Source organism: Micromonospora sp. bgisy143, assembly GCF_057708145.1.
The window spans coordinates 1-13,174 of record NZ_JBYIRN010000041.1; the positions used below are offsets into that span (position 1 = coordinate 1).

A 13,174-nucleotide genomic window follows, 5' to 3' on the forward strand; every position below is an offset into this window, starting at 1 on the left:
ACCAGACCTCGAGGGGGTACGGCGCAGATGTCAGCCGGGGTGCACACGGTCGCGGTGATCGGCGCGGGCAAGATCGGCGAGCTGATGCTCTCCGGGCTGCTGCGCTCCGGATGGCCGGTGGAGCGACTGCTCGCCACCGCCCGCCGACCGGCCCGCGCTCAGGAGCTGACCGACCGCTACGGGGTGCGGGTGGTCGACAACCTGACCGCCGTCGACGAGGCGGCCGTACTCGCCGTCTCGGTCAAGCCGCAGGACGCCGCCGCGCTGCTGGACGAGATCGGGCCGAAGGTACCCGCCGACAAGCTGGTCATCTCGCTCTGCGCCGGGCTCCCCACCAGCTTCTTCAACCGCCGACTGCCCGAGGGAACGCCGGTGGTCCGGGTCATGACCAACACCCCGGCGCTTGTCGACGAGGCGATGACGGCCATCTCCGCCGGCACGTACGCCACCGGGGCGCACCTGGGCCTGGCCGAGGAGATGTTCAAGCCCCTCGGGCAGACCATCCGGGTGCCCGAGTCGCAGCAGGACGCGGTCACCGCGCTCTCCGGCTCCGGCCCGGCCTACTTCTACCTGCTGGTGGAAGCCATGATCGACGCCGGGATCCTGCTCGGGTTGCCCCGCCAGGTGGCGCACGAGCTGATCGTGCAGACCGCCATCGGCTCCGCCGTCATGCTGCGCGACTCCGGCGAACACCCGGTCAAGCTGCGCGAGGCGGTCACCTCGCCGGCCGGCACCACGATCTCCGCCGTCCGCGAGCTGGAGAAGCACGGCGTCCGCGCGGCGCTGCTCGCCGCGCTGGAGGCGGCCCGGGACCGCGCCCGCGAACTGGCCGCCCAGGCCGACTGACCGGGTCCCCCGCGGCGCGGCGGGTGCCGCATACTGGCGGCGTGTTCACTCTCGCCCAGGCCCGGCACCTGGTGGCCACCCTGCAGCCGCGTGTCGACGAGCTGATCCGTGTCCGCGCCGACCTGGCCGAGCTGCGCGTCGACCTGGCCGACCACGGGGTCAGCGCGCTCGGCGGGCTGGCCGAGGTCAAGGGGCTGGAGGCCCGGCTGCACGCCGTCGTCGACGAGCTGCACCAGCACGAGATCCAGGTCAAGGGCATCGCGCCGGTGCTGCTCGACTTCCCGGGTGAACGCGACGGCCGCGCCGTGCTCTGGTGCTGGCTGGAGGGCGACTCCGACGTGCGCTGGTACCACCGCGCCGAGTGCGGCTTCGCCGGCCGCCGCCCCCTCTGACCGTCCCGCGCCGCCGCGCCGCCGGAGTGTTGATCCACTCGGGTTCATGGAAACCGCGGTGTCCGCTTGCGTCGGATGCCACGATTTCCTGAAACCCGAGTCGATCAAACCCTCAGCCCGCCGCGGACGTCGGGAGGACCGGCCCGGGGGCGTCGAGGACCGCGAATACCACCACGTTGTCCCGGTAGTGCCCGCGCCGCCGGTCGAAGTCGCCTCCGCAGGTGACCAGGCGCAGCTCCGGACCGGGTGTCGGCCCGTAGACGGTGGCCGTCGGGAACCGGTCCTTGCGGGTGCGCAGCGACCCGGTCACCCGGAACGACAACCACTGTCCACCGCGCCACACCTGCACCCGATCGCCGGTGCGCAGTTCGCCGAGCCGGGCGAAGACCGCCGGACCGCGCCGCGAGTCCAGGTGTCCGGCGAGCACGGCCGGACCGGTGTCGCCGGGGGCGGGACCACCCCCGTACCAGCCGGCCGTGTCGAAGTCGGCCGGCGGCACGAGCGCGCCGGTCCGGTCCAGGCCCAGCACGGTGAGCGCCGAGTCGACGCCGATCCGGGGCACCCGTACCCGGGTGGGTGGACCTGATGCCCGCGGCGACGCGCCCACCGACGCGCAGCCGTCGGCGCAGCCGGGGTGCCAGGCCGCGACGGGCGGCGGCGGGTCGGTCGTCGCGAGCCCGACCCCGCTGCCGGCGGCCAGGCAGACCGCCGCGCCGGCCGCGACCAGCGCGGCCAGCGGCGCCCGACGCTCGCGGTGCCGTCGGATCGCGGGCCCGATGCTCACCAGGTGGTGCGCCGCCGCCGACGCCACAGCAGCAGGCTCGCCACCACGGCCGCCGCAGCCACCGCGCCGGCCACCAGGGGGTACGCCCCGAGCCCGCGCCCGGTCATGCCACCCGCGCCGGTGTCCACGCCACCGGCCGGTACGACGGTGCCGCCCTCGGCGTCCTGACGCAGCTCGGCGGTGAGCCCGCCCTGCCTGCCGTCGAGCACCAGCAGCGAGTAGACGGCACCGCCGGTGAGCCGAACCTCCGCGGCGGTGCTCGGACCGCCCGCGCCGGTCAGCCGCAGCTTCCAGGAGCCCGGCTCCACCTGCTGATAATCGGTGGTGGTGGCGAACTGCACGCCGTCGGCGATGGTCGGGCCGTCGGCGGCGGCCACGTCGAGGACCGGCGTACGCACCGACGCCTGCACGACGCGTACCTTGGCCCGGCCCTGCGCGGGAGCGCTCAGGTCGTCGGTGAGCACCCGCAGCCCCAGGTCGGCGTGCCGGCCGACACCGGCCACCGTGTACGCGCCGCCACTTCGCACCGCGACCTCGGTGGTGAGCACCGGCGGTTCGCTGGCGGGCGTGCCGGCCTCGCGCATCGCCACCGCGTACCGGCCCGGGGGCAACTGGAGATAGTCGGACACGACGCCGTAGCCGACGCCGGGAAAGACCCTCGGCGTGGCGGCGTCGGGGGCGGCGAGATAGACGTCCACCGCCGGGGTGTCCGGGGAGAGGTGGGCGAGTCGGACGTAGCCGACGCTGGCCGCGCCGGCCGTCGCCGGGATCGCGGTAGCGAGGGAGGTGCCGAGCAGGAGCGCGCCGGCACCGGCCAGCAGCCGGCGGGACGCGGTACGGAGCGTGTGCATGTCGCCTCCGAGGCACGTTCGGTGAGCGGGCGGCAACCCACCGACAGAGTCCCGTGCGTGAGACTCTGGCGCAAGTTGTACACGCGATGTTTCTCCCCGCCGCGTTGGCCGCTGCTGCCTGTGCCGGCTGCCCGTGCCGGGTGCGGGCCGTGCCGGGGGTGCGGCGAGCTGTCGACACCCCGGGTTCGTCACCCTCGGAACGACTCACCGCGCCGATCTTGCAGTTTCGGTCGCCGAAATGCGCGCCAATGCCCACTTATGTCGCAACAGGAAATGCAAGATCGCGAAGAAGGGGCAGCGAGGCAGTGCGGGTTGACGAACAGCCACTCGCCCTCACGCAACGGTTGGCGAGGATGTAGTGGCCCAGGCGTCGGGAGGGTGCCACCGGATCCAGGATCGAGCGCGATCTTGCAGCGGGGGCGAGGCGGGTGCTGCTAGCGCACCGCCAGGAAGCCGAACAGGTCCGGTACGCCGCCGGGACCCGCCTCCGCGAAGCGAACCGTTCGGAGGCCGGCGGACAGGGTCGCGTTGAGGAGATCGGCGAGCGGAACGTGCCACGCCCCGACCCGCGCCCGGACGCCGCTGGTGTTCCAACTGTCGAAGCTGTGGGCCCGATTCGCGTAGCGCTCGTCTATCACGACGGTCGGGTGCCTACCCCAGTCGGCGAACGCGCCCACGAAGCAGGGGTGCACGCCTACGTGCACGAACCGCCCGCCCGGCCGTAGCACACGTGCGACCTCGCGCAGCACGAGCGAGTAATCGGGCAGATCGGTGCTGGCCAGGACGCACATCGCCGCCGGCAGCGACGCGTCGGCGATCGGCAGTGCGGTTGCGTCGCCCCGGGCCGCCGGCAACCTGTCGCGCGTGTGCCGCAACTGCCCACCGGACAGGTCCACACCCAAGGGCGTCCAACCCAGGGCGGCGGGCACGGACGCGTGCGCGCCGGTGCCGCAGCAGACATCGAGGCAGGGCCCGTCACCCGGGCCGAGCAGGTCCGCCACGGTCCTGTGCACCCGCCGGAGATAGTCACCGCCGCCCGAGATGAAACCCTCGTACCAGTCCGCGTGCGCGTCGTACGCCGGTGTGCTCGTCACTCCCATCCGCCGATGCTACGGACGAGGGTCTGCGGCGCGGTCCCCGTTCTTCCGACGGCAGAAGCGGTCGAGCTTCGCCGCGGGCTACTCCGATTCGGCGACGAACACGCCCTGCCCTTGTTGGCCGTAGACCAGGTTTCGTTGGTGCAGTTCGCGTACGGCCCGGTAGGCGGTCGATCGCGCCACCTTGTAGATCTCGCCGATCTCCGAGACCGAGGGCAGTTGATGGCCGGGCGGGTACTCGCCGGAGTTGATTCTGCACGCGATGTCGTCGGCGACGCGGAGGTAGTGCGGTGGTCTGGTAGGCATGATCGGCTCTCCTGGACTTCAGCGCAGATCATGCTTCCAGCCGGGACCGGGGCAGGACAAGTGACGAAGCGACTCAACTGAACACAGTGAGAAACTGACTACAGTGAGACAGTGGATACAGTGAGACAGCGGTCGGATGCTTCTGGACTTCAGCACCCCGAGGTTCCCGATCCATCCACCCTGGAGGGCGCGACGTATGGTCTCCGCCCTCCAGGGTGTGCCCCCTCGTGACCTTGGGAAAGGTGCGGACGATGGCGATCGACGAGCCGGTGTCCAGGGCAACCGAACTCTTCACAGCGGAGCGGGTCCTCGACGCCCACTGGTCCAGGGCGCTTGATCGACCCTGGCAGGCGGGCGGCTGTCTGGAGTGTCGGGGCCAGCACGACTGTCCGCAGTTGGACTGGGCTTTCGGAATCGTGGCGGACGTCGTGTCGGTGCTGTTTCAGAAGTAGCGCCCGTGTCCGACAGCCGGGCGCCATCCTCGACGGCGCTGGACTTCGAGGCCAACGGCTGACGGGGCATAGCCGGCGGTCGTACTCCCTTATCCTCGGGCGATGCGGGATCGACGGGTGACGCTGGTCTGGGCGGCGTTCGTCGTCGTCGCGACGGTGTCCTGTGTGCTCGTGTTGACCCGCGACGATCGGCTCTCCGACCTGCACATCTACTACGGCGCACTGTCCGATCTGCACGCCGGCCGACCGCTGTACGAGTATCGCGCCGCGAACGGCGGGCCGTTCACCTATCCGCCGTTCGCCGCTCTGCTGCTGGGGCCGATCACCCTCGTCGGTGAGGGCGTACTCCAGGGGATCTGGCTGGTCGCGACGTGCGCGGCGGTCGTCGCCGTCGCCGGGACGGTCGGTGTCGCGCTCAGCGCCGACCGGTCCCGCCGCCCGCTGCTCGTCGCGCTCGCCGCCACGGTCCTGATGCTCTCGGCTCCGGTGCAGAGCAACCTGCGGTTCGGGCAGGTCAGCATCTTCATCGTGCTGCTGGCGCTGCTCGACGGCACGGGTGTCGTCCCGCCCCGGCTGCGGGGTGTGCTCGTCGGGGTGGCGGCGGCGATCAAGCTGACCCCGCTGCTGTTCGTCGTCTACTTCCTCGCCACCGGGCGCTACCGCGACGCCGGACGTGCCGCGGCGACCTTCGTGGCCTGCGCCGGGCTGGCGGCGCTCGTACTGCCCGCCGAGAGCTGGATCTACTGGACCGAGGCCGTCCGGCAGACCTCCCGCATCGGCAACCTGGCCTCGCTGGGCAACCAGTCGGTGCACGGGATGCTGTTGCGCGTCGGGGTCGACGAGGCGGCCCTGCCCGTGCTCTGGGCCGCTCTGGTCGCGGTGATCTGCGGCGTGGCGCTGCTGCGCGCTCGGCAGTTGGCCGCACGGGGTCGGCCCGGCCACGCGGCCGTGCTCGTCGGTTGCGCCACGGTGGCCGCGTCACCGGTGTCCTGGACCCACCACCAGGTGTGGCCGGTGCTCGCCGCGATGTTGCTGGTCGGCGCGTCCGGAATCACCCAGCGGGTGGCCGGCGCGGCGCTGCTCGGCGCCATGGTCGTCTCGCTCGGGGCGGTCCTCGGGCCGGTGTCGACGCGGCCGGGCGTGCAGTTCCTCTTCGAGAACGCCCGCACCGTCGGGACGTGTCTGCTGTGCCTGGCCGGCTTCGGCGGTGTCGCGGTCGCCGCCGCTCGGGGCGGTCGTCGCCCGGCCGCGCGGCGGGCCTGGCTGCGGGTGGGCGTCACGGCCGCCGTGGCCCTCGCCTTCTTCGCCGTGCAGCCGCTGCCCGCCGGGGCGGACCCGACGTTCAAGGCGTACGCCCTCGGCGACGTGGCCAACCCGCGGTACTTCTTCGTCTGCCGGGGCCCGGCCGAGTGCGCCGCCTACGCCACCGACGCGCCGGTCACGTTCGGCAGCCGGGCGGAGAAGACGAAGGTACGGGTCAACGGCGTGGTGGCCACCCGGGTGGCCCGACTGGAGTACTACTCGGCCCCGGGTGGCGCACCCCGGAGCATCCCCCTGCTGGCGGCCTACCCCGGCACCCGGACGTTCTCGTTCCGGTCGGCCAGCATGGCGCAGGGTCGGCTGGTGGCGTACGACGCCGCCGGCCAGCCGATCGCCAGTTACGACGACGAACTGGCCGCCGCCCTCCGGACGACCACCCGGTAGGCGGTCGCCGGAGGGCGGGGCTCCTCAGCGGGTGGCGGCGGCCAGGGCGGTGCGCAGCTTCTCGGCGTCGCCCGGCGCCGGGTGATCCCAGTCGGTCGGGGTGGCGGAGTAGAGCGTGCCGTACGCCGGGGTGTCCGGCTGGTAGCGCCAGCCCTCGGCGAGCGGGCCGACGTCGACCGCGTCGTACCCGATCCGGTCGAGGAAGGCCGTGACCTCGGCCTTCGCGGCCGCGTCGTCGCCCGCGACGGCCAGAGCGCTACGGTCGGCGGCGCCGGACGGCCGGGCGAGCGCGGCCAGACCCTTGAAGTAGATGTTGTTGAAGACCTTGACCACCCGCGACTCCGGCAGGTGCCGCTGCAGGAGTTCGCTGCTGGTGGTCTCGCCCGAGTCCAGCTCGGGGAAGTTCCCGTCACGTTCCGGGTAGTAGTTGTTGGTGTCGATGACGACCTTGCCGGCCAGCGGCTCGACGGGCACCGCCCGGTACGCCTTGAGCGGCACCGTGACCACCACCAAGTCACCGACCCGCGCCGCGTCCTGCGCCGTGGCGGCACTGGCCCGCTCGCCCAACTCGTCGACCAGTTCAGTGAGCGTCTCCGGCCCGCGCGAGTTGCTCAGCACCACGTCGTAGCCGGCGTCCACCGCCAGCCGGGCAACCGTGCTGCCGATGTTGCCACTGCCGATCAGTCCCACAGTTGTCATGCTGTTTCCCAACTCCGTCCACCCACGACGCATTCCGACCGATGCGCGGAGTTATCCCCGGTTAGCGCCAACGTACTGCGGACCGCCGCCCCCCGACCGCCTCCCGCCCACCTACCACCCTCCGGTGACCCCACCCTGCCCGGACCGTGCCCAGGCCCCCGCCCGGACCGTGCCCAGGCCCCCGCCCGGACCGTGCCCAGGCCCCCGCCCGGACCGTGCCCAGGCCCCCGCCCGGCGGCCCCGCCCCGGCCCGGCCCCGGTGATCAAGAGGTTGGCGTCACCGATCGGCCGATTCCTGACGCCAACCTCTTGATCACCAAGCCGAAGGGGGTGGGGGCCGGCGGGTCAGGCGGGGAGGAGCTTTTCGATGGGGGTGCGGAGGTCGTCGGGCTGGACCGTCGGGGCGAAGCGGCCGGCGACCGTGCCGTCCGGGGCCACCAGGAACTTCTCGAAGTTCCAGCGGATGTCCCCGGTGTGCCCGTCGGCGTCCGGGGTGTCCACCAGCGCAGCGTAGAGCGGGTGCCGGTCGGGTCCGTTGACGTCGACCTTCTCGGTCAGCGGGAAGGTCACCCCGTAGTTGACCTGGCAGAAGTCGCTGATCTCGGCGGCGCTGCCCGGCTCCTGCCCGGCGAACTGGTTGCACGGCACGCCCAGTACGACGAGGCCGCGCTCGGCGTAGCTGTCGGCGAGGCTCTGCAGGCCGGCGTACTGCGGGGTGAGGCCGCAGCGGGAGGCGACGTTGACGACCAGCAGCGCCTTGCCGCGGTAGCGGGCGAGGTCCGCGGGGCCGCCGTTGAGGGCGCCGATCGGGATGTCGAAGACGGTCATGGCCTGAGGCTACGCGCCAGATACGGGGCCGCTTGGGCCGGGCGTTCCACTGCCAGGAGAAATCGAAACATGGACATCTTGACGGAGTGATGACGGTGTGAGTACGGTCTCACCATCTCTTTTGGAAAGTTTCCTAACAGTACGGGAGACGCCTCATGAAAAGATCGCTCCGCCGGGCCCTCTGGGCCGGCGCCGTGGTCGCCGTGACCGTCGCGGCGGTGCCGATGACGACCGCGTTCGGCGCCGGCACGGTCACCACCACGTTCGCCAAGGCGCAGGACTGGGGGACCGGTCACGAGACGAAGGTGACCGTGACCAACGGCACCAGCGCCACGGTCGCCACCTGGCGCATCGAGTTCGACCTGCCGTCGGGCACCACCATCAGCAGCGCGTGGGACGCCGACGTCACCAGCAGCGGCAACCACTACGTCGCGGTGAAGAAGAGCTGGGCCGGTGGGCTCGCCCCCGGCGCCTCGTTCAGCTGGGGCTACAACGGCACCGGCGCGTACAAGGCGCCGTTGAACTGCACCGTCAACGGCGCGCCCTGCGGCGGTGGCACCCCGACGACCCCGCCGACCACGACCGCGCCGCCCACCACGGCGCCCCCGACCACCGCGCCGCCCACCACGGCGCCGCCCACCACCGCGCCCCCGACCACCACCCCGCCACCGAACACGGGCGGGAAGAAGGTCGTCGGCTACTTCGCCGAGTGGGGCGTCTACGGGCGCAACTACCACGTCAAGAACATCCAGACCAGCGGCTCGGCCGCCAAGCTGACCCACATCCTGTACGCCTTCGGCAACACCACCGGCGGTCGCTGCACCATCGGCGACAGCTACGCCGACTACGAGAAGGCGTACACGGCGGCGGAGAGCGTGGACGGCGTCGCCGACACCTGGGACCAGCCGCTGCGCGGCAGCTTCAACCAGCTGCGCAAGCTCAAGCAGCTCAACCCGCATCTCAAGGTGATCTGGTCGTTCGGCGGCTGGACCTGGTCCGGCGGCTTCACCCAGGCCGCCCAGAACCCGGCCGCGTTCGCCGACAGCTGCTACAACCTGGTCGAGGACCCGCGCTGGGCGGACGTCTTCGACGGCATCGACGTCGACTGGGAGTACCCGAACGCCTGCGGTCTGAGCTGTGACAGCAGCGGCCCGAACGCGTTCAAGAACGTGATCGGCGCGCTGCGGTCGAAGTTCGGTTCCAACGCCCTGGTCACCGCCGCCATCACGGCGGACGGCAGCAACGGCGGCAAGATCGACGCCACCGACTACGCCGGCGCGATCGGCAACCTCAACTGGCTCATGCCGATGACGTACGACTACTTCGGCGCGTTCAACGCGCAGGGCCCCACGGCCCCGCACTCGCCGCTGACGTCGTACACCGGTATCCCGCAGCCGGGCTTCAACTCGGACGCGGCGATCCAGAAGCTCAAGAGCAAGGGCATCCCGGCCAGCAAGCTGCTGCTCGGCATCGGCTTCTACGGCCGGGGCTGGACGGGCGTCACGCAGGCCGCGCCGGGCGGCAGCGCCACCGGTGCCGCGCCGGGCACCTACGAGGCGGGCATCGAGGACTACAAGGTCCTCAAGAACACCTGCCCGGCCACCGGCACGATCGCCGGCACCGCGTACGCCAAGTGCGGCAGCAACTGGTGGAGCTACGACACCCCGTCGACCATCAACGGCAAGATGACGTACGCGAAGAACCAGGGCCTCGGTGGCGCGTTCTTCTGGGAGCTCTCCGGTGACACCAGCAACGGCGAGCTCATCGGCGCCATCAAGGGCGGCCTCGGCTGAGCCGAGGGCCGACGCACCACCCACACGGCGGGAAGGGGCCCGCACCGCCCCTTCCCGCCCGTGCCACAGCGGCCCGGTCGACGCCACGCGTCGGCCGGGCCGCCGGCCTTGGGCGGGTCGGGTCGAATGTGGCAGACTCGCGGCTCGGCAGGTCTCGATTTCTCGTACGACGGAGGTGGTCATGCGCCCGATCCAACGCCGGCTGACGGCGACCGCCGCCGCGTTCGTGCTGCTCCCGGCCGCTCTCGCCGGCTGCGGGGCCGACGGCGACGACGCCGAGGAGCAGACCGCCACGCCCCAGCGGGCGCCCGCCGAGGAGGCCGCCGCACGGTCCCGCGAGCGCGTGCAGGCGTACCTCGACGCGATGACCGCCAAGGACGTCGCCGCCGGCCGTAGTCAGCTCTGCGCGCTGTTGCACGAGGGGTTCGACGCCGCGGCCACGGGTCCCAACGGGGACTTCGCCGACCACTTCCAGGTGCCCCAGGCGACCATCACCGACGTCCGAGCCGGTCAGCGCGGCCAGGAGGTCAGCGTCTCGGTCTCGGTCACCGCCGGCAAGAGCAAGGTCACCCGCCCGCTGGTGTTCACCGTCACCCGCGACGGCGGCGACTGGTGCATCGCCGATGAGGCGCCGGGCGGCAAGCCGGCCACCAGCCCCTCACCCGCGTCCTGACCGCCACCGGTGGGATCGATCTCCCACTTGCCGGAACCGTCCCCCTCGCTGCCCGGTCACACGCACGGTCGCCGTACGCTTTCTCTCATGCGCCATGAGTGGCACCAGCTGAGCCATCCCGCGGTGGGTAGCCCGGGCCTGCAGACCAGCCGTCCGACCATCGACTCCGCCGAGGACGCCGCCCTCGGCCTGGACCGCTGGCGGGAGTTGCCGCGCGAGCAGGTCCCACCCTGGTCCGACCCGGCCGCCGTCGCCGAGGTCTGCAAGGTGCTCGACACCGTGCCGTCGGTCGTCGCGCCCTACGAGGTGGACCAGCTCCGGCAGAAGCTGGCGCTGGTCTGCGAGGGCAAGGCGTTCCTGCTCCAGGGCGGTGACTGCGCCGAGACCTTCGCCGACAACACCGAGAGCCACCTGCTGGCCAACGCCCGCACCCTGTTGCAGATGGCGATCGTGCTCACCTACGGCGCGTCGCTTCCGGTGGTCAAGGTCGCCCGGGTCGCCGGCCAGTACACCAAGCCCCGCTCTCTGCCCACCGACGCGCGCGGGCTGCCCGCGTACCGCGGCGACATGATCAACTCGCTGGAGGCGGATCCCGCCGCCCGGGTCGCCGACCCGCAGCGCATGATCCGGGCGTACGCGAACTCGGCCGCCGCGATGAACATGCTGCGGGCGTACCTCGCCGGCGGGCTCGCCGACCTGCACGCCGTGCACGACTGGAACAAGGGCTTCGTGCGGACCTCCCCGGCCGGGGAGCGCTACGAGGCGATCGCCCGGGAGATCGACCGTGCGTTGGCCTTCATCCGGGCCTGCGGAATGACCGACGACGAGGCGCTGCGGACCGTCACCCTCTACTGCTCCCACGAGGCCCTGGCCCTGGAGTACGACCGGGCGCTCACCCGGGTCTCCGACCGCCGGGCGTACGGGCTGTCCGGGCACTTCCTCTGGGTCGGCGAGCGCACCCGGCAGATCACCGGCGCGCACATCGACTTCATCTCCCGGATCGCCAACCCGATCGGCGTCAAGCTCGGCCCGACGACCTCCCCGGACGAGGCGATCGAGCTGTGCGAGAAGCTCAACCCGGACAATGTCCCCGGCCGGCTCACGCTGATCAGCCGGATGGGTAACCACCGGGTCCGCGACGCCCTGCCGCCGATCGTGTCCAAGGTCACCGCCTCCGGCGCCAAGGTGGTCTGGCAGTGCGACCCGATGCACGGCAACACCCACGAGTCGTCCAACGGCTACAAGACCCGGCACTTCGACCGCATCGTCGACGAGGTGCTCGGCTACTTCGAGGTGCACCGGGGCCTGGACACCCACCCCGGTGGCATCCACGTCGAGTTGACCGGTGAGGACGTCACCGAATGCCTCGGCGGCGCCCAGGGCATCGAGGACCTCGACCTGCCCGACCGGTACGAGACCGCCTGCGACCCGCGGCTGAACACCCAGCAGTCGCTGGAGCTGGCCTTCCTCGTGGCGGAGATGCTCCGGGGCTGACGCGAGGAGTGAGCTTGCGAGCCCCGCAGTCGGCAGCCGAAGGCCAATTCCGGGGCTGACGCGAGGAGTGAGCTTGCGAGCCCCGCAGTCGGCAGCCGGAGGCCAGTTCCGCGGCTGAGGCAAGCCCTCGCCGGGCGAGAATGATCGTGGCCAGGTACGCGAGACCCGCGACCGGCCGTCGAAAGGATGACTGTGGCTGAGCTTGTTGACCTGCGTTCCGACACCGTGACCCGGCCGACCCTCGGGATGCGTGAGGCGATGGCCGCCGCCGAGGTCGGTGACGACGTCTACGGCGAGGATCCCACCGTCAACGCGCTGGAGGCCGAGGTCGCCGCGTTGTTCGGCCACGAGGCGGCGCTGTTCGCCCCGAGCGGGTCGATGGCCAACCAGATCGCCCTGCAACTGCTCGTGCCGCCCGGCGAGGAACTGCTGTGCGACGCGGACGCCCACGTCGTCACGTACGAGATCGGCGCCGCCGCCGCGTACGGCGGAATCTCTTCGCGGACCTGGCCGGCGGTCGGCGCGGACATCGACCCGGAGGTGGTCGCCCGGATGATCCGTCCGGACGGCTACTTCGCCGTGCCCACCCGCGCGATCGCCGTCGAGCAGACCCACAACCGGGGTGGCGGCGGCGTGATCCCGCTGGCCACACTGCGGGAGCTGCGGGGTGTCGCCGACGACGCGGGGGTGGCGCTGCACTGCGACGGCGCCCGGATCTGGCACGCGCACGTCGCCGACGGGGTGTCGCTGACCGAGTACGGCCGCCTCTTCGACACGCTGTCCGTCTGCCTCTCCAAGGGGCTCGGCGCGCCGGTCGGCTCGCTGGTGGTGGGCAGCGCGGAGAAGATCGAGCGGGCCCGGATGATCCGCAAGCGGATGGGGGGCGGGATGCGGCAGGCCGGCATCCTCGCCGCCGCCGGCCGGTACGCGCTCGCGCACCACGTCGACCGGCTGGCCGAGGACCACGCGCGGGCCGCCCGGCTCGCCGAGGCGGTCGCGCCCTTCGGGGTGCTGGCCACCACGGTCCGTACGAACCTCGTTCCGCTGGACCTGACCAAGCACGCGTTGGACGCCCGCGCCCTGGCCGCCGCCGCGCGCGAGGAGGGCGTACTGATCTCGGTGCTCGGCCCCCGTACCGCCCGCCTGGTCACCCATCTGGGCCTCGACGACGACGCGGTCACCCGCGCCGTCGCCGTCCTCACCGAGGTCCTGTCCGCCTGACCGACCCTCCCGCGTTGATCAAGAGGTTCGCGTC

The 13,174-nt window shown here is 72.0% G+C and carries 14 protein-coding genes; 8 read left to right on the forward strand and 6 right to left on the reverse strand.

Annotated elements, in window-relative coordinates:
- The first annotated feature begins 27 nt into the window (after nt 1-27).
- Both proC and AC3EN4_RS29900 read left to right on the forward strand, forming a co-directional pair.
- Complete coding sequence (gene proC, locus AC3EN4_RS29895) at nt 28-846, forward strand: pyrroline-5-carboxylate reductase (RefSeq protein WP_435209743.1); 819 nt, start codon at nt 28-30, stop codon at nt 844-846.
- 41 nt (nt 847-887) lie between these two features.
- The gene (locus AC3EN4_RS29900; RefSeq protein WP_422736104.1) at nt 888-1,238 is read left to right on the forward strand and encodes a DUF2203 domain-containing protein; all 351 of its coding nucleotides are present in this window, start codon (nt 888-890) and stop codon (nt 1,236-1,238) included.
- A 112-nt stretch (nt 1,239-1,350) separates the two neighbouring features.
- Here the strand turns inward: AC3EN4_RS29900 and AC3EN4_RS29905 are convergent, their stop codons facing one another.
- The 4 genes from AC3EN4_RS29905 to AC3EN4_RS29920 all read right to left on the reverse strand — a co-directional run bounded on the left by AC3EN4_RS29905 (nt 1,351) and on the right by AC3EN4_RS29920 (nt 4,276).
- Nucleotides 1,351-2,049 (reverse strand): class F sortase, encoded by a 699-nt coding sequence (locus tag AC3EN4_RS29905; RefSeq protein ID WP_435209689.1) that lies wholly within the window; start codon nt 2,047-2,049, stop codon nt 1,351-1,353.
- Nucleotides 2,019-2,873: a DUF4397 domain-containing protein gene (locus AC3EN4_RS29910; protein WP_435209691.1), complete on the reverse strand. Its 855-nt coding sequence runs from the start codon at nt 2,871-2,873 to the stop codon at nt 2,019-2,021. Before AC3EN4_RS29910 ends, AC3EN4_RS29905 begins: the two co-directional genes overlap by 31 nt.
- A gap of 434 nt (nt 2,874-3,307) precedes the next feature.
- Entirely contained in the window at nt 3,308-3,973 is a 666-nt protein-coding gene (locus AC3EN4_RS29915) for a class I SAM-dependent methyltransferase (protein ID WP_435209693.1), read from the reverse strand.
- 78 nt (nt 3,974-4,051) lie between these two features.
- Nucleotides 4,052-4,276, reverse strand: coding sequence for a GntR family transcriptional regulator (locus AC3EN4_RS29920; protein WP_435209695.1), 225 nt, complete (start codon nt 4,274-4,276; stop codon nt 4,052-4,054).
- A gap of 251 nt (nt 4,277-4,527) precedes the next feature.
- Here AC3EN4_RS29920 and AC3EN4_RS29925 point away from each other — a divergent pair, with 251 nt between their 5' ends.
- Together AC3EN4_RS29925 and AC3EN4_RS29930 are read left to right on the forward strand one after the other, a co-directional pair.
- On the forward strand, nt 4,528-4,728 hold the full coding sequence (locus AC3EN4_RS29925) for a hypothetical protein (RefSeq protein ID WP_435209697.1): 201 nt from the start codon (nt 4,528-4,530) through the stop codon (nt 4,726-4,728).
- 102 nt (nt 4,729-4,830) lie between these two features.
- The gene (locus tag AC3EN4_RS29930; RefSeq protein WP_435209699.1) at nt 4,831-6,432 is read left to right on the forward strand and encodes a glycosyltransferase 87 family protein; all 1,602 of its coding nucleotides are present in this window, start codon (nt 4,831-4,833) and stop codon (nt 6,430-6,432) included.
- A gap of 24 nt (nt 6,433-6,456) precedes the next feature.
- Here AC3EN4_RS29930 and AC3EN4_RS29935 read toward each other — a convergent pair whose 3' ends face one another.
- Both AC3EN4_RS29935 and AC3EN4_RS29940 read right to left on the reverse strand, forming a co-directional pair.
- Nucleotides 6,457-7,131 (reverse strand): NADPH-dependent F420 reductase, encoded by a 675-nt coding sequence (locus tag AC3EN4_RS29935; RefSeq protein ID WP_435209700.1) that lies wholly within the window; start codon nt 7,129-7,131, stop codon nt 6,457-6,459.
- Nucleotides 7,132-7,476: 345 nt separating this feature from the next.
- The gene (locus AC3EN4_RS29940; protein WP_435209702.1) at nt 7,477-7,959 is read right to left on the reverse strand and encodes a glutathione peroxidase; all 483 of its coding nucleotides are present in this window, start codon (nt 7,957-7,959) and stop codon (nt 7,477-7,479) included.
- A 155-nt stretch (nt 7,960-8,114) separates the two neighbouring features.
- On the opposite strand from AC3EN4_RS29940, the gene AC3EN4_RS29945 reads away from it, so the two are divergent.
- The 4 genes from AC3EN4_RS29945 to AC3EN4_RS29960 all read left to right on the forward strand — a co-directional run bounded on the left by AC3EN4_RS29945 (nt 8,115) and on the right by AC3EN4_RS29960 (nt 13,140).
- Nucleotides 8,115-9,752 (forward strand): glycosyl hydrolase family 18 protein, encoded by a 1,638-nt coding sequence (locus AC3EN4_RS29945; RefSeq protein WP_435209704.1) that lies wholly within the window; start codon nt 8,115-8,117, stop codon nt 9,750-9,752.
- Between the two features lie 181 nt (nt 9,753-9,933).
- Complete coding sequence (locus AC3EN4_RS29950) at nt 9,934-10,425, forward strand: nuclear transport factor 2 family protein (protein ID WP_435209706.1); 492 nt, start codon at nt 9,934-9,936, stop codon at nt 10,423-10,425.
- 87 nt (nt 10,426-10,512) lie between these two features.
- Nucleotides 10,513-11,919 (forward strand): class II 3-deoxy-7-phosphoheptulonate synthase, encoded by a 1,407-nt coding sequence (locus AC3EN4_RS29955; protein WP_435209708.1) that lies wholly within the window; start codon nt 10,513-10,515, stop codon nt 11,917-11,919.
- A 186-nt stretch (nt 11,920-12,105) separates the two neighbouring features.
- Nucleotides 12,106-13,140, forward strand: coding sequence for a threonine aldolase family protein (locus tag AC3EN4_RS29960; RefSeq protein ID WP_435209710.1), 1,035 nt, complete (start codon nt 12,106-12,108; stop codon nt 13,138-13,140).
- Nucleotides 13,141-13,174 lie beyond the last annotated feature (34 nt).